At 38.0% G+C, this 26,414-nt stretch carries 16 protein-coding genes; 6 read left to right on the top strand and 10 right to left on the bottom strand.

Annotated elements, in window-relative coordinates; translation table 11 throughout:
- Positions 1-23: 23 nt before the first annotated feature.
- The 4 genes from gyrB to lysS all read right to left on the bottom strand — a co-directional run bounded on the left by gyrB (position 24) and on the right by lysS (position 10,400).
- A complete protein-coding gene (gyrB, locus tag ACFJGY_RS07365) occupies positions 24-1,958 on the bottom strand; it encodes a DNA topoisomerase (ATP-hydrolyzing) subunit B (RefSeq protein ID WP_379969597.1) in 1,935 nt (644 codons plus the stop codon).
- Between the two features lie 249 nt (positions 1,959-2,207).
- A complete protein-coding gene (locus tag ACFJGY_RS07360; protein ID WP_379969595.1) occupies positions 2,208-3,635 on the bottom strand; it encodes a glutamate synthase subunit beta in 1,428 nt (475 codons plus the stop codon).
- Entirely contained in the window at positions 3,635-8,173 is a 4,539-nt protein-coding gene (gene gltB / locus ACFJGY_RS07355) for a glutamate synthase large subunit (protein WP_379969593.1), read from the bottom strand. Before gltB ends, ACFJGY_RS07360 begins: the two co-directional genes overlap by 1 nt.
- Positions 8,174-8,699: 526 nt before the next feature.
- Positions 8,700-10,400 carry a lysine--tRNA ligase gene (gene lysS / locus ACFJGY_RS07350; protein ID WP_379969591.1) on the bottom strand — a complete coding sequence of 567 codons (1,701 nt, stop codon included), beginning with the start codon at positions 10,398-10,400 and terminating at the stop codon, positions 8,700-8,702.
- A gap of 236 nt (positions 10,401-10,636) precedes the next feature.
- Here lysS and ACFJGY_RS07345 point away from each other — a divergent pair, with 236 nt between their 5' ends.
- The 3 genes from ACFJGY_RS07345 to ACFJGY_RS07335 are packed head-to-tail and all read left to right on the top strand — an operon-like array spanning position 10,637 to position 13,345.
- Positions 10,637-11,557 (top strand): hypothetical protein, encoded by a 921-nt coding sequence (locus ACFJGY_RS07345; protein ID WP_379969589.1) that lies wholly within the window; start codon positions 10,637-10,639, stop codon positions 11,555-11,557.
- 13 nt (positions 11,558-11,570) lie between these two features.
- The gene (locus ACFJGY_RS07340) at positions 11,571-12,440 is read left to right on the top strand and encodes a hypothetical protein (protein WP_379969587.1); all 870 of its coding nucleotides are present in this window, start codon (positions 11,571-11,573) and stop codon (positions 12,438-12,440) included.
- Positions 12,441-12,445: 5 nt separating this feature from the next.
- A complete protein-coding gene (locus tag ACFJGY_RS07335) occupies positions 12,446-13,345 on the top strand; it encodes a hypothetical protein (protein WP_379969585.1) in 900 nt (299 codons plus the stop codon).
- Positions 13,346-13,423: 78 nt separating this feature from the next.
- On the opposite strand, the gene ACFJGY_RS07330 is transcribed toward ACFJGY_RS07335, so the two are convergent.
- From ACFJGY_RS07330 to ACFJGY_RS07315, 4 genes are all read right to left on the bottom strand, one after another.
- A complete protein-coding gene (locus tag ACFJGY_RS07330; protein ID WP_379969583.1) occupies positions 13,424-14,881 on the bottom strand; it encodes a glucoamylase family protein in 1,458 nt (485 codons plus the stop codon).
- A gap of 35 nt (positions 14,882-14,916) precedes the next feature.
- A complete protein-coding gene (locus ACFJGY_RS07325; RefSeq protein WP_379969581.1) occupies positions 14,917-15,561 on the bottom strand; it encodes a hypothetical protein in 645 nt (214 codons plus the stop codon).
- Positions 15,562-15,656: 95 nt separating this feature from the next.
- Positions 15,657-16,034: a c-type cytochrome gene (locus tag ACFJGY_RS07320; RefSeq protein ID WP_379969579.1), complete on the bottom strand. Its 378-nt coding sequence runs from the start codon at positions 16,032-16,034 to the stop codon at positions 15,657-15,659.
- A gap of 77 nt (positions 16,035-16,111) precedes the next feature.
- On the bottom strand, positions 16,112-18,685 hold the full coding sequence (locus tag ACFJGY_RS07315; RefSeq protein WP_379969577.1) for a T9SS-dependent M36 family metallopeptidase: 2,574 nt from the start codon (positions 18,683-18,685) through the stop codon (positions 16,112-16,114).
- Positions 18,686-18,854: 169 nt separating this feature from the next.
- Here ACFJGY_RS07315 and dusB point away from each other — a divergent pair, with 169 nt between their 5' ends.
- The 3 genes from dusB (at position 18,855) to ACFJGY_RS07300 (ending at position 23,285) form a co-directional block, all read left to right on the top strand.
- On the top strand, positions 18,855-19,844 hold the full coding sequence (gene dusB / locus ACFJGY_RS07310; protein ID WP_379970137.1) for a tRNA dihydrouridine synthase DusB: 990 nt from the start codon (positions 18,855-18,857) through the stop codon (positions 19,842-19,844).
- Between the two features lie 213 nt (positions 19,845-20,057).
- A complete protein-coding gene (locus ACFJGY_RS07305; protein WP_379969575.1) occupies positions 20,058-21,689 on the top strand; it encodes a M1 family metallopeptidase in 1,632 nt (543 codons plus the stop codon).
- An 87-nt stretch (positions 21,690-21,776) separates the two neighbouring features.
- Complete coding sequence (locus tag ACFJGY_RS07300) at positions 21,777-23,285, top strand: FMN-binding glutamate synthase family protein (protein ID WP_379969573.1); 1,509 nt, start codon at positions 21,777-21,779, stop codon at positions 23,283-23,285.
- 425 nt (positions 23,286-23,710) lie between these two features.
- Here ACFJGY_RS07300 and guaA read toward each other — a convergent pair whose 3' ends face one another.
- Together guaA and ACFJGY_RS07290 are read right to left on the bottom strand one after the other, a co-directional pair.
- The gene (gene guaA, locus ACFJGY_RS07295) at positions 23,711-25,240 is read right to left on the bottom strand and encodes a glutamine-hydrolyzing GMP synthase (RefSeq protein WP_379969571.1); all 1,530 of its coding nucleotides are present in this window, start codon (positions 25,238-25,240) and stop codon (positions 23,711-23,713) included.
- A gap of 18 nt (positions 25,241-25,258) precedes the next feature.
- Positions 25,259-26,023: a methyltransferase domain-containing protein gene (locus ACFJGY_RS07290; protein WP_379969569.1), complete on the bottom strand. Its 765-nt coding sequence runs from the start codon at positions 26,021-26,023 to the stop codon at positions 25,259-25,261.
- Between the last annotated feature and the right edge of the window lie 391 nt (positions 26,024-26,414).

Genomic DNA, 26,414 nt, shown 5'->3' with positions numbered 1-26,414 from the left:
TCTGGAAGGTTTTAAATTATAACTTAAACATCTATTCTTGCGTAGACTGCGTTCTTTTCTATAAATTCCCGTCTTGGTGGCACTTCGTCGCCCATCAACATTGAGAAAGTTGAATCTGCCTCAACAGCATTTTCAATTGTTACCTGTTTTAAGATTCTGTTTTCCGGGTTAAGGGTTGTTTCCCAAAGCTGTTCAGGATTCATCTCCCCAAGACCTTTATAACGTTGCACTTCAACACCTTTGCCGTCCGGAGCCAGTTCCAGAGTGAATTGTTCACGTTCTTTTTCGTTATAAGCATAGACCTTTTTGTTTCCTTTTTTAAGAAGGTACAACGGTGGTTGCGCAATATAAATATATCCGTTCTCAATCATTTCATTCATAAAACGGAAGAAGAATGTCAGGATCAAAGTGGAAATGTGAGAACCATCAATATCCGCATCGGTCATAATAACGATCTTATGATATCTTAGCTTACTCATATTCAACGCTTTGGAATCCTCTTCTGTTCCTACAGAAACACCAAGCGCTGTGTATATATTTTTAATCTCCTCGTTGTCATAAACTTTGTGAAGCATAGATTTCTCAACATTGAGAATCTTACCTCTCAAAGGCAAAATCGCCTGGAAATGACGGTCACGACCTTGTTTTGCCGTTCCACCTGCAGAATCTCCCTCAACAAGGAATAATTCTGATTCTTCCGGATCCTTAGAAGAACAATCGGACAATTTTCCTGGCAAGCCGGAACCACCCATTGGTGATTTTCTCTGCACCATTTCTCTTGCTTTCTTCGCTGCCTGCCTCGCTTTTGCTGCCAAAACAACTTTCTGAACGATGATTTTTGCTTCGTTTGGATTTTCCTCAAGGAAGTTCGTCAGCATTTCACCAACGATTTTGTCAACCGCACCTGAAACTTCGGAGTTACCTAATTTCGTTTTGGTTTGCCCTTCGAACTGAGGCTCCATTACTTTTACAGAAACCACGGCTGTCAATCCTTCACGGAAATCGTCACCTGTAATTTCCACTTTTTCTTTTGCCGGAATTCCTAAGTCATCCGCATATTTTTTAAGCGTTCTTGTCAAAGCTCTTCTGAAACCTGCCAAGTGCGTTCCACCTTCGTGGGTATTGATATTATTAACATAAGAATGTAAATTCTCTGTAAACGACGTGTTGTAACGCATCGCCACCTCCACAGGAATCCCTTCCCTTTCACTTTCCATAAAGATCACGTTTTCCATAATGGATTCACGGTTTCCGTCGATATATTCTACGAATTCTCTAAGACCACCTTCGGAATGGAAAATCTCCGAATTGAAACTTCCGTCTTCGTTTGGATGTCTCTCATCAATCAAAGTAATCGTAATCCCTTTGTTAAGGAAAGACAATTCTCTAAGTCTGTTCGCCAACGTATCATAGTTGTAAACCAATTCTTGGAAAATAGTACCATCCGGCTGGAAAAAAACTTCTGTTCCTCTTTCAGAAGTCGTTCCGATTTCGGCAACATCGGCCAAAGCTTTTCCTTCAGAATATTTTTGTTGATATAGTTTACCATTACGGCTAACTGTTGCCACCAACAAAGTCGAAAGTGCATTCACACAGGAAACTCCAACTCCGTGCAGACCTCCGGAAACTTTGTAAGAATCTTTATCGAACTTACCACCGGCACCAATTTTGGTCATTACCACCTCAAGTGCGGATTTCTGTTCTTTCTCGTGGAAATCAACCGGAATCCCACGTCCATTGTCTTTTACAGAAATACTTTCACCTTCGTGAATAGTCACTTTAATCGTGTCGCAATAGCCTGCCAGAGCCTCATCAATAGAGTTATCTACTACTTCATAAACCAAATGGTGAAGACCTCTCACACCAACGTCTCCGATGTACATAGATGGTCTCAATCTCACGTGTTCCATCCCTTCTAAAGCCTGGATGCTACTTGCTGTATATTCTTTTTGACTCATATTTTTTATATTAAAGATATAAGACTCAATCTTTCAAATAGTTAGCTTGAGAATATTTCTTTTTAATTTGTTAAATTATTTTGTTAAAATGCTTACAAATATCGTGATTTTTTTCGAGATATGAAAGGATTAAATTGAGGCGAAATGGATAAGTTTTTAACAGGGAAGCTTGGGAATTGATTGAGGTTTTGAATAAAAAAATCGAACAGAAGCCCGATTTATAAAATTAATACATTAAAGAATACTTTTCTATTCATTCAAAAACTCATCCACTTTCTGCGCACATTTTCTTCCTTCCGCAATTGCCCAAACCACAAGACTCTGCCCTTTTCTCGCATCGCCACAAGAAAAATATTTCGTCTGATTAGTTTTGAATTCCTTATCATTTCCGATGAGATTTCCTTTCGGATCCAGCTTTATGTCTAAATCTTCTACTAAACCTTTGTGTTCAACGTGCGTGTAGCCTAACGCAATGAAAGCCAAATCACAATCGATGACAAATTCTGAATTTGGTTTTTCTGTGTAGAGATTCCATTTTCCGTCGGCATCTTTTGTCCACTCTGCTTCGACTAATCTGATTCCAGTCAGATTTCCGTTTTCATCTTTCACAAATTCTTTGGAATTGACAGACCATTTCCTGTCAACACCTTCCTCGTGAGACGATGTGATATGCAAAGTCATCGGCATCGTTGGCCAGGGCATCGTTGCATCACGTTCGGTTGGCTGCATCGGTTTGTAATAGATTTGATAAATGACTTCCGCACCTTGACGATTTGAAGTTCCAATACAATCCGAACCTGTATCGCCGCCGCCAATTACAACTACTTTTTTTCCTCTCGCATCAATATCTTTTTCATTAAACTGAATTCCACTGACTTTTTTATTACTTTGAGAGAGATAATCCATCGCAAAATAAACTCCTTTTGCATCACGGTTCGGAATCATCAAATCTCTTGGAACCGTACTTCCCAAAGCCAAAACAATCGCATCGAAATTCCGATTGAGTTCTTCCACAGAATAATTGACACCGACATTGACATTGGTTTTAAATTCAATTCCTTCTTCCTTCATCCACTGAACACGGCGTTCCACGATATTTTTATCCAGTTTGAAATCCGGAATCCCAAACCTCAATAATCCGCCAATTTCAGGGTCACGTTCAAAAACCGTTACCTGATGTCCCAATTGATTTAATTGATAAGCCGAAGCCAAACCAGCTGGCCCTGAGCCAACAACCGCAACCTTTTTATCCGTTCTGAATTTCGGAATAATTGGTTTTGCGAAACCTTTTTCGAAGGCAATTTCGATAATATTTTTTTCAACTTCTTCTATCGCAACCGGCAAACTATTAATTCCTAAAACACATGCTCCTTCGCACGGCGCAGGACAAATCCTACCAGTAAATTCAGGGAAATTGTTGGTTGAAATCAACAATTGATAAGCCTTTTCCCATTGTTCCTTATAAACTGCTTCATTGAATTCCGGAATCATATTCCCAAGCGGACAGCCACTTTGGCAAAACGGAACGCCACAATCCATACAGCGCGCCGATTGTTTGTGAAGATAATCTTTGGAAATCGGTTTGTAAAATTCTTTATAATGCTGAATCCTTTCCTCTACAGGAAGCTTTTTCGGCAATTCTCTATCGTATAATAAAAATCCATCTGCTTTTCCCATTATTTCAATTCATTTATTTTATTTTCAATAGCTTTTTTATAATCTCTTGGATAAACCTTAATAATATGTTTCAGATTATTTTCGAAGTCACTTAATAAATATGAAGCCAGTTCGCTGTTTGTCATTTCAAAATGTTCTTTAATCAAATCATTAATAATCGATTTATCATCTTCCGTAATCTCTTCAAGGTTTGCCATATCAGGATTAAAATTCTCTTCCAACGAACGCTCAATATCCCAAACGTAAGCAATTCCGCCACTCATTCCTGCTCCGAAATTCCTTCCGACACCACCAAGAATCAGAACAGTTCCGCCGGTCATATATTCGCAACCGTGGTCGCCGACACCTTCTACAACAGCCATTGCACCAGAATTCCGAACAGCGAAACGTTCGCCTGCCATTCCGGAAACGAAAATTTTTCCAGAAGTTGCGCCGTATAAAGCGACATTTCCGATAATGCTATTTTCGTGAGCCTTTATGACAGATTCTTTATCGTGATAAATTGCCAATTTAGCTCCTGAAAGCCCTTTACCAAAATAATCATTGGCATCGCCTTCCAGAATCATCGTGATTCCTTTGTTGCAAAACGCACCGAAACTTTGTCCCGCCGTTCCTTTAAAATTGAATTTCAGAGAATCGTCAGACATTCCTTCTGAATGATATTTTTTGGTCAATTCGTGAGATAGAATTGTTCCGACTGTTCTATCTGTATTTTTAATACTAAAATAAGCTTCCGCAGTTCCATTTTCTTCAATCGCCAACTTTGAAGCTTCCAACATTTTCCAGGAAAGCGAATCATCGATGCCATGGTCCTGATTTTCATTTTTAATGATGGGCAAATCCGTTTCTGGTTTGAAGAGAATCGGAGTCAAATCAATATTTTTATGTTTCCAGAATAAGATATCTTTTTTCGTGGTCAAACATTGCGATTGCCCGACCATTTCGTCAATCGTTCTAAATCCTAAACTTGCCATTATTTCTCTAACTTCCATCGCCAGAAATGTGAAATAACTCACCAAATGTTCAGGCTTGCCTTTAAACTTTTTCCGAAGTTCTTCATTCTGAGTGGCGATACCGACCGGACAAGTATTGAGGTGACATTTTCGCATCAGAATACAACCTTCTACAATCAGCGCAGAGGTTGAAATCCCCCATTCTTCCGCACCCAACAAAGTTGCGATAACAATATCACGACCAGTTTTTACCTGACCATCAACCTGTACAGTGACACGCTGACGGAGTTTATTTTTAATTAAAGTCTGTTGCGTTTCTGCCAATCCCAATTCCCAAGGCAAACCTGTATGTCTTGTCGAACTCAAAGGAGAAGCGCCAGTTCCACCGTCATAACCTGAAATCAAAATATGGTCGGCTTTCGCCTTTGCAACGCCGGAAGCAATTGTTCCTACGCCCGCTTTTGAAACCAATTTGACTGAAATTCTTGCGTGGCGATTGGCATTTTTCAAATCAAATATCAATTGCGCCAAATCCTCAATCGAATAAATATCGTGATGTGGCGGCGGTGAAATCAATCCAACGCCTGGCGTGGAATGTCGGGTTCTCCCAATCCATTCATCGACCTTGAATCCCGGCAATTGTCCACCTTCGCCTGGTTTTGCACCTTGCGCCATTTTGATTTGAATCTCTTCAGCCTCAGCCAAATATCTTGCAGTAACACCAAATCTTCCAGAAGCAACCTGCTTGATTGCAGAACGCATATCGTCTCCATTTTCATTAATTGTATAACGATTTTCATCTTCTCCACCTTCGCCCGTATTGCTTTTTGCGCCAATCCTGTTCATTGCAATCGCGAGTGTCGTATGCGCTTCCCAGGAAATCGAACCGAAAGACATTGCGCCAGTGGCAAAACGTTTTAAAATATTTTCTAAAGGCTCAACTTCATCAATTGAAATTGCTTCCCTGTCATTTTTAAAATCCATCAAACCTCTTAACAATGACGCTTTCTCTGATAATTGATTGACCGTTCTTGAATATTTTTTAAACAAATCATAACGGTCATTCCAAGTTGCCTGTTGTAAAAGATGAATGGATTGCGGATTGAACTGATGATATTCATTGTCCGGTTTCCATTGGTAAATTCCGCCTGGTTCTAAAACTTTTTGAGAAAGCCTAGTTCCGAAGGCATTGAAATGTTTGACCAAAGCTTCTTTTGCAATTTCATCAAAACCAACACCATTAATCCTGGAAATCGCTCCTGTAAAACAAGTATTGACAACTGCTTTATCAAGTCCGATAATTTCGAAAATCTGTGCGCCGTGATAAGATTGCAAAGTTGAGATTCCCATTTTGGAAAATATCTTCAACAATCCATCTCCGACTGCTTTTTTGTAATTGTATTTTAATTGGTCGAGGTCAGTTTCCTCACCAAATTCATTCTTATGAAACATCTCCCTGATGCTTGCCAAAGCCAGATAAGGATTGATAGCCGTAGCACCAAATCCCAACAATGCCGCAAAATGATGAACCTCCCAAACATCGCCAACTTCCATCACCAAACCTACTTTTCGGCGGACACCTTTTCGAATCAAATGGTGATGAACAGCCGAACAAGCCAAAAGGGAAGGAATCGTTGCGTGACCAGAATCCATTGAACGGTCGGAAAGGACAATCACTTCAAAACCATCATCTACAGCATCTGTTGCGTAACGGCAAATCCGGTCAATTGCTTTTCTAAGATTTCCATCTTTTCCGTCTGCTTTGAAATAAGTATAAATTGTTTTGGACTGGAATTTCCCTGTATCAACACTTCGAAGTTTTTCCAACTGTTCATTATTAAGAATCGGATTATCGAGTTTGATGGAATGGGCAAAGTTTTTATCTTCCTGCAAAAGATTTCCACTTCCGCCGATAATCGTTGTGAGAGACATTACCAATTTTTCACGGATCGGGTCGATTGGCGGATTTGTAACCTGCGCAAATAATTGTTTGAAATAAGAACTTAAATGCTGTGCCTTTTCACTTAGAACTGCTAACGGCGCATCGAAACCCATAGAGCCAATCGGTTCTTTTCCAAATTCTGCCATTTCTTTGATAACAATATCCAAATCTTCTCTGGAATATCCGAACGCTTTTTGATATTTGAAAATATCTTCGGACTGCAAACTGTTAAATCTGATTTTCGGACTTGGCAATTCATTAATATTGATATTCATTTTATCCAGCCAATCTCGGTAAGGTTGAGAAGTGCAAATTTCTTTTTTCAGTTCTTCATCGCTGATGATTTCGCCTTTTTTCATATCAACCAAGAACATTTTTCCAGGCTGAAGACGACCTCTTTTAATGACTTTTTGAGGATCGACAGGCAAAGCTCCTGATTCCGAAGCCATAATCACGCGATCATCCGAAGTCACGCAATATCTTGAAGGGCGAAGTCCATTCCTGTCCAGAGTTGCTCCGATAATATCACCATCGGTAAAAGAAATAGAAGCTGGACCATCCCAAGGCTCCATCATACAGGCGTGAAATTCATAAAAATCTTTTTTGTAAGAATCCATCTGGTCGTGACCATCCCAGGCTTCTGGAATCAACATCATCATTGTATGTGGAAGCGACCTGCCAGAGTGATAAAGCAACTCGACCATATTGTCCAAATAAGAAGAATCCGACTGTCCGGGTTTTGTAATTGGCAAGATCATATCCATTTCCTGCGCTGTGAAATTGGAACTTTCGAATGTTTTTTCGGATGACCGAAGCCAATTGAGATTTCCGCCAATCGTATTTATCTCACCATTATGCGCTAAAAATCGGAAAGGTTGCGCCAAACTCCAGGTTGGACTTGTATTGGTAGCAAAACGGGAATGCACCATTCCAAAAGCAGAACGAAGTCTCGGATCAGTAAGATCTTTAAAATAATTTCGAATCTGGACAGATCTTAATTGCCCTTTATAAATTAATTTTTTACACGAGAACGAGGCAACGTAGAAACCAATAGGATCATTGCTGGTCACACTCATAATCTGATGCGAAATATAATTCTTAAAAACAAAGAGTTTTCTCTCAAAGTCTTTTTCAGTTTCCGTATCGTAAGGACGTTCGATAAAAAGCATTTCCATTACCGGTTCTACGCTTTTTGCCAAATCGCCAAGATCCAAATTATTGACAGGAACCGGACGATAACCTAAAATTTTAAGACCTAATTTCTCAGCGGACTGCTCAATGATTTCTTTGCATTCTTGTCTGATAAAATTATTCTGGGGAAAGAAAAGCATTCCGAGTCCGTATTGACCTGGTGTGGGAAGGTCGATTCCGTAATTGAGAGCTTCGTCGTAAAGCAACTCGTGCGGGATTTGAAGTTGGATTCCCGCGCCGTCACCAGTATTACTTTCGTAGCCGGTTGCACCGCGATGCTCCATATTTTCAAGCATTGTAATTGCGTCGCTAACAATTTTGAAACTTTTGACACCTTTGATATTAGCAACAAAACCGACGCCACAGGAATCGAATTCTGTTTCGGGTAAATAAAGTCCTTGGTTTTTTGGATTAGAATTTTGAGAGATCCTCTTAGCTCTTTTCATCTTCATTCTTTTTGGATATTATCAAATTTAATGAAAAAAGAAAGAAAAATGATTTCAAATTACCAATTCAGCAATTATATAAAATATAATTAGAATAAAAATCAATAAAATAAACTAATTTTTATTAATAATTTACATTTAATTAATATTAGATAACTATTTGTTAAAATTAAATTAACATTAAAAATCATTAAATAACTGAAAATCAATACATCATATTTAAGTCCACTTTTTATAATCAGTAAAATATAGATACACATTCTATAGAAGTAAGAGAATTTCAGAAAAATGAATTTCATTCAAACAAACCCCTATAAAGAATGTAGTAAAAACTTCATAAATCAGTTTATTTATAAAATCACCATAACTTTTAAGTGGCATAAAGTTAAAAAACATAAATCTAAAATAAAATAAGAAAATGTTGTCATAACGCACGAAATTAATAATTCGTTACACATATTGACAAATCGATGCTAAATCAATAAAAAACCTCGCTTTTACAAGCGAGGTCATTAATATTTTTAAGAAATCTTTAAACTAATTTCATCCACAAAACCTCATCGATTTTATCAACTTTTACCAAATTATTTTTGATCAAAACTTTGGAAGCCTTATCCCATTTCTTGCCAGAAAGTTGAGAACGGGTTTTCACCTCGTTAAGCTCGAATGGCGCTTCTTGAGAACCAAGAACCTCGAGGATTACTTTTTCATCTTCTCCCAATTCTACTTTAGGAACTACTTTTTCAGGTCTCATTTGTGGGAAGAAAAGAACTTCCTGAATAGATGCATTATTGGTCAGGAACATAATCAATCTGTCCATTCCGATTCCCATACCTGAAGTTGGCGGCATTCCGTATTCTAGAGCTCTTAAGAAATCTTCATCAATAAATTGTCCAGCTTCATCATCACCTTTTTCAGCTAATTTCAACTGATCTTCAAAACGCTCTCTCTGATCGATTGGGTCATTAAGCTCTGAGTAAGCATTTGCGATTTCTTTTCCGCAAACCATCAATTCGAAACGCTCGGTCAAACCTTCCTGACTTCTGTGCTTTTTGGTCAAGGGTGACATCTCAACAGGATAATCTGTGATGAACGTTGGCTGGATGAAGTTGCCTTCACACTTCTCTCCGAAAATCTCATCAATCAATTTCCCTTTACCCATTGTTTCATCAACTTCAATTCCGATAGATTTTGCGAAGTCAAATAATTCCTGCTCAGACTTTCCTGTAATATCAAAACCTGTATACTTCAGGATCGCTTCTGTCATGGAAACTCTTGCGAAAGGTGCTTTAAAATTAATTTCCTGATCTCCGAATTGTGCGGTTGTGGTTCCGTTGACCTGAGTTGCACAGAATTCCAATAATTTTTCCGTAAAATCCATCATCCAGTTGTAATCTTTGTAAGCCACATAGATTTCCATTACGGTGAATTCCGGATTATGTGTTCTGTCCATGCCTTCGTTTCTGAAGTTCTTTGAGAATTCATAAACGCCGTCAAATCCACCGACGATCAATCTTTTCAGATATAATTCGTTTGCAATTCTTAAATATAATGGGATATCAAGAGCGTTGTGATGTGTGATAAATGGTCTCGCCGCAGCTCCACCAGGAATCGATTGCAAAACAGGCGTTTCTACCTCAAAATACCCGGCATCATTGAAGAAGGTTCTCATCGCTGTGTAGAGTTTTGTTCTTTTAACAAAAACTTCTTTGACGTGAGGGTTTACGATCAAATCTGCATAACGCTGTCTGTAACGCAATTCCGGATCGTTGAAAGCATCGAAAACATTTCCTTCTGCATCTACTTTTGGAAGCGGAAGCGGACGAAGCGATTTGGTAAGCAAAGTGAAGTTTTCAACTTTCACGGTCATTTCTCCAACCTGTGTGTTGAATAATTCTCCTTCTATCCCGATGATATCACCGATGTCTAAAAGATGTTTGTAAACCTCGTTGTATAATGTTTTGTCTTCACCAGTACAGATCTCGTCCCGGTTAAAATAAACCTGGATCTTACCTTCAGAATCCTGTAATTCTGCAAAACTTGCTTTCCCCTGAATCCTTCTGGACATTAGTCTTCCGGCAATGACCACCTTTTTTCCTTCTTCAAAATTCTGTTTTATAGATTTTGTGGAATCTGTGATTTTGTATTCAGCAGCCGGGAATGCATCGATTCCCAAATTGGTAAGCTTTTGTAATTTTTCGCGGCGGATAATTTCCTGTTCAGATAGTGACATTTTTTAACATTTAAAAGATGCAAAGATAGTTTATTCTGAATAATTGATAATCTAAAAAAACACAACAATATAAGGTTATCTATGAAAAATTTATTTTTAATCATATATTTAATTTAACATAATATATTTTTTTATATTTTTATTTTTTGTTTAAATAATAATACTATCTTTGACAGGTTTGAAAATTTAATTTAAAATTAATCTTTCAGGCCAAAAACACAAAAAACACACTTTGTATGAAAAAAACAATATCCTCAGTATTGATCTTAGGCTGCATATCCTATGCTTACACACAGGTGGGAATTGGAACTAGCAATCCCGCTCTTACGATGAGTATTAAGGACAACAGCACGGGAATACAGCACCACTCTTCCAATAAAATTTCCATTGTTAGCAATAGCACTAATGCTATTACTGTAGACCAAGCAAATGTTGGCATCAATAATGTAAACCCGACAAAAATCTTAGATGTAGATGCCGGAAACAACTTTTTGCGAATCTCCAATCTACTATCTGTACCAAATCCCAATCCTTTTCTACCCTATCCGCTGAAACAAAATCCTCTAAATGGAGAAAGCGGCTATATAGACGATGCAAATGTATATGTAGGAGGACAAGTGATGCGCATCGTGGTAAAACCTGATGTTAACATTGCCGGCAATTCTTTCAGCCTTGTAGAAACACCTGTAAGGTTTGAGTTCAATCCACAATCTGCAACGCCCGATGCACCTGCGGCAACCCCCAACTATATTAATAACATTACAGGTTCTTCCTTTTTATATGGTCAGAGTTTGGCTGCTGGAAACGGTACACTGGCAAGAACCACAGATCAAATCCAACTGCCTGCCGGTGTTTACAGAATTACTTTAAAATTAGTTTCAAATTTTACAGGACATCATAAAAATAATTCCATCGATATAAAATTATCTGTAAATAATGGTGAATATTCCTTTGCAAACGGCGTGAATTATGGAGACGGAAACCAACTGAAAACAGGTTATTTCACCGAAACAGTAAATCTATCCTCACCAAGCAAACTGGATTTTATCTATGTAAAACAAACCGGACCTAATAGTACAAGTTCTCAATCTAATCTTTCGCCTTATTATTCTGATAATGTTATGAGAAGCATCATCCTAATTGAAAGATTAAAATAAAATTCTTACACAAATGAAAAAATTATATACGATACTTTTTGCAGCTACAGCATATTTAGCACACGCGCAGATAGGAATTAACACATCCAATCCACAGGTAACTCTATCCATTGGTGATGATAACAGCGGACTGGAAAGAAATCAGGAAGATGAACTTTCTATTGTGACAGCAAATACAAACCGTTTAAAGATATTACAAAACGGGAATATAGGAATCAATAAAGAGGCTCCTGCAAAAATTTTGGACATCAATGCCAATAATGATTTTATTAAACTTAATAATTTAAAAACATTAACCTCTTCAGATCCTTATTATCTGGTATATGATAAGGCGAATGGAGATATTTATAAAACAACTATCCAGCCGAAAGCAGGACAAATTCTAAGAGTGCCGATAGTTGCAAACAATTATGTTGCAAATTCTGCTTCCAGCATTCAGTTCAATACAGGCGGCTCAAGCATACCTGCACCTTCTGGACTTGCTGCTTTTCCAAATTATGTTAATACGATCAGTGATGATTTTATAAGCTATCCAATAACGATCGCAACTAATGAGATTAACAACATCCCTCCCGGAACGTATAAAATTATTCTGAAATTATGCGGCGGATTTCTAACCGGAAATGACACCCAAAGAGTAGATGTAGGAATGACAACTTCTACAGGGGGCGCTTTCGTAGATTATTCATATTCAGAAGGGATCATTTCTAACTGGTCCAATACTGATGCTACCGACAAAACGGGTTATTATACGGATGTTATAAAATTTACAGCTCCCAGTAATTCAATTAGATTTAAAATAGATGTCAAGGATAGCCCTTTCAATATGGAATTCTCATACAGTGATATACACAGAAACGTATTAATATTAGAAAGACTATAATCAAGATGAAAAAAATATATGTAATCGGTTCTTTATTATTGATTATTTCCGCCAAATCACAAGTGGGAATTTATAAAGAAAGCAACAATAATTTTGCACAGCCAAAAATTACTCTGGCTATTGGTGATGATGACACCGGCATCCAATGGAACTCCACAAATAACATCTCACTCACCACAAATAATACCCCGAAAATAACGATTGATGCCAATGCCAATGTTGGGATTAATCAAACCAATCCCAATTACAAACTGGATGTTGACGCGGCAAATGATGTGTTGAGAATCACAAGCTTAAAAGAACAGCCCACGACAACTTTTACCCAGTTTTTAGCAATGGATAAAACTACGGGAGAAGTAGGTGTAAAAACCAATCCTTCTTCTCTGGGGCAATTTTTACGCTTGCCGATTGTAGACAAAATTTATAATGCCGGCTCTACCACCGCATTAGATTTTTCTGCAGTAAGTGATACTGCGCCCAACAATTCGGAAAATTATATCAATACCATTACCGGAATAACTGTTGATGATGTGGCGAATACGATAACGCTGCCGGAAGGTGTTTATTCTATCAATCTGAAAGTTGTCGGGATCTTTAAAGGTCTTAATGATAATAACCAAGTTAATGTGCGGTTTACAATAAACGGAAATCTCTACGATTACCAGCCGGGGATCATCTATGGCTATGCAGGCGAAAACGCAGACGGATTTGGAAATGGCGAAGCTAACGATAGCCGGAAAACAGGTTACTTTCAGGAAGCATTGATAGTACCGTCATCAGGAGCAACTATTTCTTTCGCTTTGGATGCGGTAAACAACAATTTCCATTTGTATCAGTCATTCATACCATCTGGTTCCACAGGAAATTCTTCGCGAACAGTTCTTACAATTAATCGTTTGAAATAAAGTTTAATTTTTATCCATAATTATTTTAAACGAAACCCTTTCAAAGTTTATACTTGAAAGGGTTTTTTGTTTAATAAATTATTTTTCTTTATCTAATTTTTGGATTCCTTTTTTCACATCAGGATGGCTCATAAAAAGATTCCAGATCAGCCCGGTTCGGTAATTCTCTATCATCACGGTCATCGGCGCCTGATTCAGACCCATGAAAATCGGTGAACACCAGTTGTTATTGAGATCAAATGAATCCCGGAAACCATATTCTCCCCAAAGAAAATCGCCATAATTAAGATAGAAATTCTTCAAAACTGCCAGAGATTCGGTTGGTGTGTATGGGAAAGAAGCGATTGCTCCGGTTGGTGTCAGTTTCCCGGTATCCTCTCTTTCCACAGGCTCATCCGGATTGTAACCGTTTGGTCCGTCGGAGGCTGTTAATCCCCAGCCGTCTTTGCCATAACCTTTTTGTTTTTTCGGATTTTCAACACAATAGAGATAATTAATTTTGGCAATATTCTGATTGTTTGTGAAATAGTTGGTGTATCTATCCGTCAAACCGTGAGGATCATATCCCATAAAAGAATAATGGGCGAAAAACAGCGGACCGCCTTTGTTGACGCCTACATCCAGCTTGATTCCGTAATAGGTATTTCCGTTGGTGTACATGGCGCCTTCATTAGAATTGCCCCAATCCTTACGGTAATCCTGCGCGCGTTTTTCCTGACTTGCCCAGCCTGAATAGTACATACTCGCCGGAACAGAATGCGTTGGTGAGGCAATTGCCAGAAGATAGGTCACCATCGTCTCATTCCAGCCAATGAGGTTATGATTGATCACCCAACCCTGATCCGGCGACCAATGCCAATAGAGATATTTACTATCTGGCGTTTGTTTGAACCAATCCCACTCTATTCCTTTCCAGAACCTGTCGATTTTTGTTTGTATGTTTTTTTCTTCTGTATTATCTTTATTAAAGTATTGATGTGCAGCCAGCAAACCTTGGACTAAAAACGAAGTTTCCACCAGATCGGCCCCATTGTCTTTCTTTCCAAAAAAAGCTTCGGTTTTTCCCGTTTTTCCATCGATGAAATGAGCGACTGCACCGTGGTATTTATCTGCTTTTTCTAAGAAATTGATGATTTTTGTAAAACGTTCAACTGATTCTTTTCTTGAGATAAAACCTCGTTCTGTTCCTGCAATCAGAGCCATAATTCCGAAACCTGAAGCTCCGGTTGCAATCATATTCTGTCTTCCGTTTGTGTTTTCTTTTGACAATCCGCTTTCCGTTTCTGCGCCATCCCAATAATAATTGAAGGACGCTTCCTGAACCATTGTCATCAATTCTTCATCAGACATATTTTTGGTTTCAGTTGAAACTACTTCTGAAAGTTTGGATTCGTTGAAAAGTTTGTCTAAGAAACTGATTTTATAAAAATATTTTTTTCCTGTTTCGTTGGTAAAATCTGCAAATCTATCAATATAAGAATCCTGAATTCCGACCGGTTTAAAATCTTTTCCATTTTCAGCACGATAGATCTTCACATATCTGATATTGTTATCTGTGATTGGGCTCCATTTCAGGTCAACATGTTCATGTAACCTTTGGCAGAAGAAATATTCGGTGTTTCAGAAATTGTTTTCTTTTCTTTTGAATCGATGAAGGCAATATCGTCCAGCCAGATTTTGTTATCAGCATCAGACTTTTCAGGTTGAGAGAAAACGATTGCCTTTATCAATTTTGGATCATCTTTAACAGAAACATCAAGACTTGAAATATCAATCAGAATATTTTCCCATTGATTCTTTTTTGTCAATTTTATATTAATTGATTTCGAAAAAGTTCCGTCTGTTTTTTGAAGTTTAATTGTTGGTAAAACATTGGATTCACTTTTCTTAGATTTAATCCAAAAACTTAGGAAATTAGCTTTATTAAAAAAATCCTTTCCTCTTACTTCCTCATATTCTATTAAGGCTTCCCACTTTCCTTTTTTTGCATTTTTGTAATCCAGCAAGAGAGAATTTCCCGGAGAATGGAATTCGTTTTTATCTACCAATAATTTGGAATTCTGATTTTTAATAGAAGAATTTCCCGAAAATTTGACATTTCCATAGAAGAAATTATCTTTCATCAGACTGTTTGTGAACAAAGTATAATCGTATTGATGTTCCTGAGCGAAAAATGAAGCTGAAACAAAAATTAGCGATTTAAGAAGTACTTTCATAAAATTCAAATTTCTTAAAGTTAATCAAATTCTCTAAAGAGACATAAAAAAGACAGCTTGGAAAACTGTCTTATATTTAATATTGATTTTAAGTTTTATTTCGAAGATAAAATATATTGCACCATAAACTTCGCATTCTCCTTACTGAATCCGTGAGCCGGCATTGGAACATCACCCCAAACTCCGGAGCTTCCTTTGATGATTTTATCCGCCAACATTTCCACATTTTCCGGTGTGTTTTCATATTTGTCCGCAACTTCTTTATACGATGGACCGATCATCCTTTCATTTAATTGATGACAACCAAGACAATCCGAACCTTCCACCAGTAACTTTCCTTCGGCAATTGGATCTGTTACAGTTTTTGCTACCGGAACTTCTTCTCGGACAAGAACCTCTTTATTCCCGGAATTTTCGTTTTTTGAACATGAAAAAATAATTGTCAAAATTACTGCGGTAATGATTCTTTTCATTCTTAACTTTTGTTCAAATATAAATAAAAAAGACATCCTGAAAAGGATGCCTTCTATGATAATTATTAGAAAAATATTTATTTTCTGATGATTACTTTTTCACTGAAATTAACGCCAAGACCAGTACCTTTTACAACGTAAACGCCGTTTGGTAAAGAATTCACGTTGATCGCGGTATTATCAGAAAGATTAAGATTGTCTTCCAAAACCAATTTTCCGGAAGCGTCATAAATCTTAACCAAAGTTTTTCCTAAAGTAACAGATCCGCTTTTGATATGAATTTCGTTTTTAGCCGGATTTGGATAAACTACAAATTTATCTTTTTGAACGTCTGCAACAGCAAGACTACATTCTGCAGGGACTGAGAAATCTTCTACCTGATCATTCATCCCTGTTCCTGTTCCGGTAATCAAACCTGCGGAAGCACCAACACCCAAACCTCTTTTTGCGAAGACATTCCAGATCAGACATTTGTCTGCACCGCCAGTCATAGCCTGGTCTGCAGCAATAATTGCATCTCTGCCTTTTACAAATGTCGGACTACAACCTTGTAATTTCAATCCGTTTACAACCAGTTGCAGCACTCTTCCGCTTCCCGAATTGGGAGCAGCTACAACATCCGAAGCATAACCGTATTTCTCCACCATTTTCCAGTGAAGATCCCAAAGCATTGTTGCCCATACAAACCCTACAGAATGTACATTAACAACAGTAACACCATTTGAAACATAAGTCATTCCGTTTGTATAGCCGTAAGTGTAAGGATTAATATTTGTATCAGGAGAATATTGAGCTGGTCTGATTCCTACACCATCAATATCCTCATCTATTGCAAAAGTACCGATACCTCTAGGTACATCTGCATTATCGCCAGGACGATTGGTCAACATCAATGCGAAGAAATCCGACCATCCTTCTCCCATTTGTTCGTTATCAGAACTTGTATTAAGACAAGAATAACCATTACCTGTATTTCTGTTAGAGATCCCGTGACCATACTCGTGAGCCACAATACCATTATCCAAACTGCCATCTATCCAGATGCTTTCGTCTTTTATATTTGCATTAACGGTATTAAAGGTGGCAATTTTCCCTTTGATAAGTTCTCCTTCCGAATTTTCTACAAGAACACCTGGAATAGTAACAGTGGCATCTGTTCCTCCCATATTTCCGACAGCAGGAGAATCTGACGCGTTATAAACAATGACACCAAGAGCACCCTTATCCTGAGCATTTTTGAATTTAACAGTAAAGTTACAATCCCCTCTTTCTATTAATGCGATCTTGCCAGTGAGATTGGTATTGCTAAGCGTTGTACAACCCTTGATTGGATTCACAAGAACGACATCTGCCGTAACAGGATTTGTAGAAATATCCGGACCAAATTCTGTATTGACTCCAACGATAGGATGTCTGCCAACTAAATCTGAAGGTGAATTATAGGAAAGAAAATTCTGAGTTTTCGGACCCCAAAGATACATCTGCATTCTTGGGACTCCGCCATCTGCAGGCGTAGAAAAGTTTGCATTATCTGTTCCGCCACCATCGCGTGCTTCTGCTCTTACAGCGTCATTACCTGTTCCTCCCTTTCCGAAATTATTGGTCTGAAAGTTTCTGGCAGATTCTGTAAACCCGAATTTGTAGAAAATATCATGCATCTTATTATTCATGTAGAATAATTGCGTGATCGCAGCATTGGTATATTGTGCCGGCGGTGTATTGACATCCAGAGGAAAATCAAATAATCTGCCAGCTCCCCCTTCTGCAACGTCTCCAACTGCATTCGTATTAGTATAATCCGTATAAGCGTAAGCATTATTTCCCCTTGTATAGGTGTAATGATTTGTGCCGTCAGAATGCCATCCTTCCGGAGATGCATCCAGGAACCAAGGATTAGAAGCCAAAGTTCTGTTTCCAAATGTTGGCGCCTCTAAAGGCAGCTCAAAAACGCGGTATGAAGCATTATCCGGTGCAAGGATTTTATTTGCCGCTTGTGAAAGACTATTATTTTGTGTAGTTTTTAAATTAGCAATTCTTCCCGGATTGGAATAAGAATGCGTATCGAACTTACAGGATACCAATAGATTATTTTTCTCAAGAATCTCTCCGTTGCTGGCATTTACCAAAACATTCCAGTAATTGCTGCTGTCTGCTTCTTCAAAATTAATTTCGTAGGCTAAGATTAGCTCATCCGCTTTTTTATAGTAAACAGTTTTACTTAAAACAGTGTTTTCTTTTCCTGCTTCAAAAGTGTACTTATCACTTTTTTTAAGTTTTAGATTTTTCAGCACCGAATCAAAAGCTGAACCTAATGTAATTTCTGCTTTTTTCGAACCTACACTTACAGAAGTAATATCTGAAAAATTATCTGAAAAATGAGTCACTTTATTATTCTTGATCAAAGCCGATGATATGGCATTAAAAACAGGAATTCCTTCATACGTCTGCTGTACATTGACAACAGTTCCCTTCAAACTTTCTGACTGGTCGGCATCCATTACTTTTATTCCGCTGACTGCTGTTTTTTTATATTTCTGATTGACAGAGATATAATCATTAACAACAGACTCATAATTCTGAGCCTGAATGAATGAAAACGCAAAAAAAGCGGCAATTGTAATTCCGCGATTGAGAGAGTTAATCTTCTTCATATAATACTATTTTTATTAAACAAGCTACTAATTTAGAAATTTTATAGATAAAATCATCTACAAATAATCAAAAACTTATAGAAAATACAACAATACTCAAATATTATTATCTATTAAACAGAGCGATTTTCAAAATGGACAAACGAAAATGAATTATTATCTTTGCAGAATGGTAAAAATTGGCAACATAGAACTTCCGGATTTTCCACTATTACTCGCTCCAATGGAAGACGTGTCGGATCCTCCATTTAGAAAACTTTGTAAAATGCACGGTGCAGATCTGATGTATTCGGAATTTATTTCTTCGGAAGGACTCATTCGTGATGCAATCAAAAGCCGTAAAAAACTCGATATCTTCGACTATGAAAGACCTGTCGGGATTCAGATTTTTGGTGGTGATGAAGAAGCAATGGCAATGTCCGCAAGAATCGTAGAAACTGTTGAACCCGATCTGGTTGACATCAACTTCGGCTGTCCTGTAAAAAAAGTAGTTTGTAAAGGAGCCGGAGCCGGCGTTCTGAAGGATATTGACCTAATGGTCCGATTAACGAAAGCTGTCGTAAATTCGACCCATTTGCCGGTTACCGTAAAAACCAGATTAGGCTGGGATAATGACTCGATAAATATTGATGAAGTGGCCGAAAGACTGCAGGATGTAGGCATCAAAGCGTTGACAATCCACGCCAGAACGCGTGCTCAAATGTATAAAGGTGAGGCCGACTGGAAACATATTTCCAGAATCAAAAATAATCCAAATATCGAAATTCCGATCTTTGGAAATGGTGATGTAGATTCTCCCGAAAAAGCGTTGGAATATAAAAATAAATACAATTGCGACGGCATTATGATTGGTCGCGGTGCCATTGGTTATCCGTGGATCTTCAATGAAATTAAACATTTCTTCAACACAGGAGAAATTTTGCCACAACCCACCATTGCCGAAAGATTAGAAGCGGTAAAAAACCACGCGCTTTGGTCTGTAGAATGGAAAGGCGAAAGACCGGGAATTGTAGAAATGAGACAGCATTACAGTAATTATTTCCGAGGTATTCCGCATTTTAAGGAATTTAAAACTAAGTTTCTTCAGGCTTTGACACTTGAAGAAATTGACAATATTATTGAGGAAACGAAGCACTTCTATTTAGAAAATGCATTTTAAGGTGAACCATATTAAAGTTGAAAATTGTCGCTCCTACGGAGCTGGATTTTATTGATAGAAACTTTGCTACAAACATTTCGTTCCTACGGAACTTTTTTTAAAGAATTTCTTGCTACAAACATTTCGCTCCTACGGAGCTTTGCTTTATACGGACTAAAGATTGTAACGTTTAATAATTAAATTTAGACTTATCAGACCTCAAAAAAATAAAAAATGAAAAAACTACTCTTACTTTCTATATTAGTGATGGGATTTTCCAAAGCTCAGTTTTTCGAGTCTCCGGAAAAATTCACCAAAACTGATTCTCTGAAAGGTTCTAATACCAAATTCAGAGACTTCTGGGATGTCAAAAAATATGATATCGTTCTGGAAGCTGATTTCGAGAAAAAAAGCATCAAAGGAAGCAACAAGATTACTCTGGAAATCGAGAAAGATGTAAAAAATCCGACTTTCCAGATCGATCTTCAAAATCCGATGAAAGCTGACAAAATTAAAGCTAACTTTCCAATTACTACTCAAAAAGTGGATGGCGATTTCATTTTTTTATCAACAAACAAAAATTTCAAAAAAGGAGAAAAATTCACGATTGATATCGACTTTTCCGGAAATCCTTTAATTGCAAAACACGCACCTTGGGACGGCGGCTGGATCTTTACCAAAGATGCAAACGGAAATCCGTGGATGACAATGGCAGACGAAGGAATCGGTGCAAGTATCTGGCTGCCAACAAAAGATATCTGGAGCGATGAGCCGGATAACGGAGTCACTTTCAAAATCATCACACCAAAAGACCTTGTAGCAGTCGCGGGTGGAAGATTAATCAAACAAGAAAATATTGGCAGTAAAAAGGCCTGGACCTGGGAAGTAAAAAATCCGATCAACGATTATTCTATTATTCCGTCAATCGGGAAATATGTGAATTTCAAAGATAGTTTTGATGGTGAAAAAGGGAAACTGGATCTGGATTATTGGGTTTTGGATTACAACCTCGACAAAGCCAAAAAACAATTCGAACAGGTGAAACCGATGATCAAATCCTTTGAAAATTGGTTTGGGCCTTATCCTTTTTATGAAGACTCCTATAAATTGGTAGAATCTCCGCATCTTGGGATGGAGCATCAGAGCAATGTAGCTTACGGAAACAAATTTCAAAACGGTTATTTGGGCAGAGACCTTTCCGAAACCGGTATTGGGCTTAAGTGGGATTACATCATCATCCACGAATCCGGACACGAGTGGTTTGCCAACAATATCACCGCTAAAGATCAGGCAGATATGTGGATCCACGAGGCTTTTACAGATTATTCTGAAACTTTATATATAGAAAGCCTTTGGGGAAAAGCGGATGCTGATACGTATTTACAAGGATTAAGAGATAAAATCCAAAACGACAAACCGATCATCGGACAATATGGTGTAAGGAATGAAGGCAGCGGCGATATGTATTTTAAAGGTGCGAATATGATCCACACGATCCGGACTGTCATTAATAATGATGAAAAATTCAGACAGATTCTGAGAGGACTTAATAAAGATTTCTATCATCAGACTGTGACAACTCAGCAGATTGAAAAGTATTTTTCTGATAAATCCGGAATTGATTTGTCTTCGATTTTCAATCAATATCTGAGAACAGTGAAGATCCCGACTTTGGAATACAAACAAAACGGAAATCAGCTGACTTACAAATGGAGTAATGTGATCCCAAATCTGAAATTTCCAATCAGACTGGCAGACGGACAAGAACTGAAACCAACAGAACAACCGCAGACGATAACTTTGAAGTCCGACAAACTGATTCAGTTTAACAAAAATTATTACATCGAAGTCAAGCAAGTTAATTAAGATTTGACTACATTTATTTAATTAAAACCATTTCAAATATCTTTGGAATGGTTTTATATTTAACAAGAATTACAAATTCAAAAAATTATGAGGAATAAATTCGTTCTTTGGGGAATCGTTGTATTAATAGTAAGCTGGACGGTAGCTTTGCTTATAAAAGCCGACTATTGGATTCCCGTTTTACTGACATTTTTATACATCTTAGGAATCTACAATACATATCAAACCAAACACGCTATTCTCAGAAACTTCCCTGTTTTAGGATATTTCCGTTTCATATTTGAGGGTATTTCGCCAGAGATTCAGCAATATTTTATCGAAAGAGAAACGGACGGAAAACCGTTTCCAAGGCATCAAAGATCTGCCGCCTACCGACGTTCCAAGAATCTAAGCGACACGGTTCCATTCGGAACCCAGCTGGAAATCAACCACAGAAAATATGAGGGAATCAAACATTCTATCTACGCAAAACATCCGAAAGAAGAACTTCCGCGAGTAACAATTGGCGGACAAGACTGCAAACAGCCCTATAATGCTTCACTATTCAACATCTCTGCAATGAGTTTCGGAGCTTTGAGTGACCGCGCTCAGATGGCTTTGAACCGAGGTGCGAAAAAAGGAAATTTCTATCACAACACCGGCGAGGGCGGGATCTCGCCACACCATATGGAAGGCGGCGATCTTTGCTGGCAGATTGGTACAGGTTATTTTGGTTGCAGAAATGAAGAAGGAAATTTCGATGCAGAATTGTTCACAAAATATGCAAATCTGGACAATGTAAAAATGATTGAGATCAAGCTATCTCAAGGTGCAAAACCAGGTCACGGCGGTGTTTTGCCGGCTGTCAAAAACACACCGGAAATTGCAGCAATCCGCCACGTAAGACCCGGAATAACGATCCTTTCACCACCATCTCACAGTGCATTTTCCAATGCAGAAGGTTTATTGAAGTTCGTTCAGCAGCTTCGCGACCTATCTGGTGGCAAACCAACTGGTTTCAAGCTTTGCATCGGCGACACCAAAGAGTTTGAAGACATCTGTGAACAGATGAATATCCTGAATATCTATCCTGATTTTATCACCGTAGATGGTGCCGAAGGCGGAACCGGTGCTGCTCCTCCGGAATTTTCGGATGGCGTTGGGATGCCGCTGGAACCAGCATTGATTTTCGTGAACCGAACGTTGATTAATTATGAAGTGAGAGACAAATTAAGGATCATCGCAAGCGGAAAAGTTCTGACTTCGCTGGATATTCTGAGAGCTGTTGCGATGGGTGCTGATCTTTGTAATAATGCCAGAGGATTTATGTTTTCGTTAGGCTGTATTCAGGCTTTGAGATGTAATACGAATACTTGTCCAACAGGCGTTGCAACTCAGGACAAAATGCTCATCAAAGGCCTTGATACCAATGATAAAACCGAGCGTGTTTATCAGTTTCATAAAAATACTTTATACACCTGTAACGAACTGATTGCCGCTGCCGGACGGGAAAGTTATGATCAGGTAGATGCTTCTATGTTTATGCGCGGCGATGAGTTTGAACACTTGTCCGACACCTATTTTCCGGATATTTTGGAGAATGTGAGGAAAAGATAAAATTAGTTTTCTCAACTTAATAAAAAAGACCTATTCAACTTTGAGTAGGTCTTTTTACTTTAGAGTTGTTTTCTATTTCCAGCAGATTACAAAATTCTTGTCCAATCAATCATTAAGGATACAAAACTATCTATAATACTATTCGACTTATCTTTAATACCAGTTACCTAATCTGTAATACTACTTCGATAATCTGTAACACTACTCGGCTAATCTGTAATACTATTTCAGTAATCTATAACACCATTCTGCTAATCTGTAATACTACTCGGCTAATCTATAATACTAATCGACCACTCTATAATACTACTTTTATCGTTAAACAAGGTTACGGTTGAACTCAAGTCAAATTGTCTCAACAAAAAAGCCAGCAATTAATTGCTGGCTTTTTCATTTATAATTTATAAGTAATCATTCATAATTAACTACTCCCACTCGATCGTTGCAGGTGGTTTTGAACTGATGTCATAAGCCACTCTATTAATTCCTCTTACTTCATTGATGATTCTGCTGGAAACCGTATCCAAGAACTCATATGGAAGTCGGCTCCAGGTTGCAGTCATAAAATCGATGGTGTTTGCAGAACGAACAACCGCTGTATATTCATAGGTTCTTTCGTCTCCCATTACCCCGACAGATTTCACCGGAAGTAACACTACGAATGCCTGAGAAACTTTCTCATAAAGATCATTTTTGTACAATTCCTCGATGAAGATATCGTCTGCTTCCTGAAGGATTTTTACTTTTTCTGCGTCAACTTCGCCCAAAACACGAATTCCCAAACCTGGTCCGGGAAACGGATGCCTGTAAACCAACTCGTGCGGGATTCCCAATTCCTCTCCTACTTTTCTCACCTCATCTTTGAATAATTCTCTCAAAGGTTCCAACAATTCAAATTCCATTTCTTCCGGCAATCCGCCAACATTATGGTGCGATTTGATCACCGCTGAAGGTCCTTTTACAGACTGGGATTCGATGACGTCTGGATAGATCGTTCCCTGCGCAAGGAATTTTGCACCCTCTATTTTTTTGGATTCTTCATCGAAAACATGAACGAACTCGTTGCCGATGATCTTGCGTTTTTGTTCAGGATCGCCAACGCCTGCTAATTTGGATAAGAATCTTTCGGAAGCTTCAACTAATTTGATGTTCATCTTGAAATGTTTTCCGTAATTTTCCATTACTTTTTTGTCCTCATCTTTTCTCAAAAGTCCGGTATCGACGAAGATACAATTCAGTTGGTCGCCGATTGCTTTGTGGATCAAAACGGCAGCAACGGAAGAATCTACACCTCCGGAAAGACCGAGGATCACTTTGTTGTCGCCTACTTTTTCTTTGATCTCGGCAACGGTTTTCTCAATATAATTGGTCAGTTTCCAGTTCTTTTCTGATTTACAGATTCCGAAAACGAAGTTCTCAATCATTTTGCCACCTTCCTCAGAATGTGAAACTTCCGGATGGAATTGTACACCATAGATTTTCTTCTCAGGATTTGAAATGGAAGCGATAACGCCGGATTTTGCATTGAGTTCAAAGCCAAACGGCAATTCTGAAACCTCATCAAAATGACTCATCCAAACGATGGAGTTCTGGTAAACACCTTTCAGCAATTCGTTTTCTTTAACGATTTCCAGATGTGCTTTTCCGTATTCGCCTTTGTCACCTTTCGCTACTTTTCCGCCTAAAAGATGGGCTGTCAGCTGCATTCCGTAGCAGATTCCAAGAACGGGAATTCCTTGTTCATAAAGTTCTTTATCTACCAAATGAGCATTTTCTGCGTTCACAGAACTTGGTCCGCCGGAAAGGATGATCCCTCTTGGTTTTTTCTCCAAGATCTCTGACAATGGCGTGTTGAATGGTAATATTTCCGAATAGACTTCCATCTCACGGATTCTTCTGCCGATGAGCTGATTGTATTGCGATCCGAAGTCTAAAATGATAATTCCGTTTTGCATATAATTGATGTAATATTTTTAAAATTTTGCGTAAATAAATGTTCTTTTGAACGGATAGAAAACCGGCGAACCAGGAAATGCTTTTTTGAGTTCTGCTTTATAATCCGCTTTGTAATTTTCTTTTAATTCTTCCGGTAATTTTTCTAAAAAAGGAATGATGGCTGTTCCGGAAGCCCATTCGAAAACGGCATCTGAATTTTCCATCACGTGTGGATACACTTTCTCAAAAACATTGATTTCTTTTCCATTATTTTCATAGAGAATGTTTGCGTATTCCTCAATCTTCAGAACCGGATATTCTCTGATCCAACCATTGAATCTGGTTTTATAGGGTTCTTGTTCTGCTACTTTTGACAATAGCTGATGAACGATAAAATGATGATTGGACGGAACCTGAACGGCCAATTGTCCATTTTCATTCAGTTTTGAAATGATGTTTGGGAAAAGCTCTTCGTGATCTGTACACCACTGCAAAGAGGCATTGGCAATGATGAGGTCAAACTTCTCATCTAATTCAATTTGTTCTTCGACGCTTCTTTGAAAAAAATGTAAATTTTCTGTAGAATGTTTTTCTGCTTTCTCCAGCATTTCTGCAGACGAATCTATTCCGGTAACGTTGGGATTTTCCAGATAACCTAAAAGTGCTGAAGTGAGCTCGCCAGTTCCACAGCCTAAATCTATAACTTTTAAATCAGGTTTTGAAACAACGAGGTTTAATAAATCAAAAAACGGCGCTGAGCGTTCTTTTTTGAACTGATCGTATATTTCCGGGTTCCAGGGCATATTTTGATAGTTGATAGTAAAATTAATTATTTTTTGATTCTTAGTTTTTAAACGCAAAGTTCGCAAAGATTTTTTTGAACTTATTGAAAATATTTTAAGGTACACAAAGACGTAAAAACTCATCAAAGATTAATTACAATTTTATGTTTTCATTAAATCAATATCTCGACTCTTTGATTCTATATTTTAGAAAATTTCTATTGATTTACAAATGTTAAATTTTATGTTGAAGCCCATAGCCCCGATTGCAGTGGAAATCCTTTTTTGTTATGGCGATTGTTGACGAGTTCTGCATATTTCTCAAGTCGTTCGCAATGACAAAAAAGATTGCAGCGGAAAGCGGGATCAAGCTCCAAAAAAAAAGAGACGTTAGTTGCCCAACATCTCTTTA

The organism is Epilithonimonas sp. UC225_85 (genome assembly GCF_042695135.1).
Lineage (GTDB): Bacteria > Bacteroidota > Bacteroidia > Flavobacteriales > Weeksellaceae > Epilithonimonas.
The sequence above is the reverse complement of the archived record's forward strand: the minus strand, read 5'-3'. Positions and strand labels throughout refer to the sequence as shown.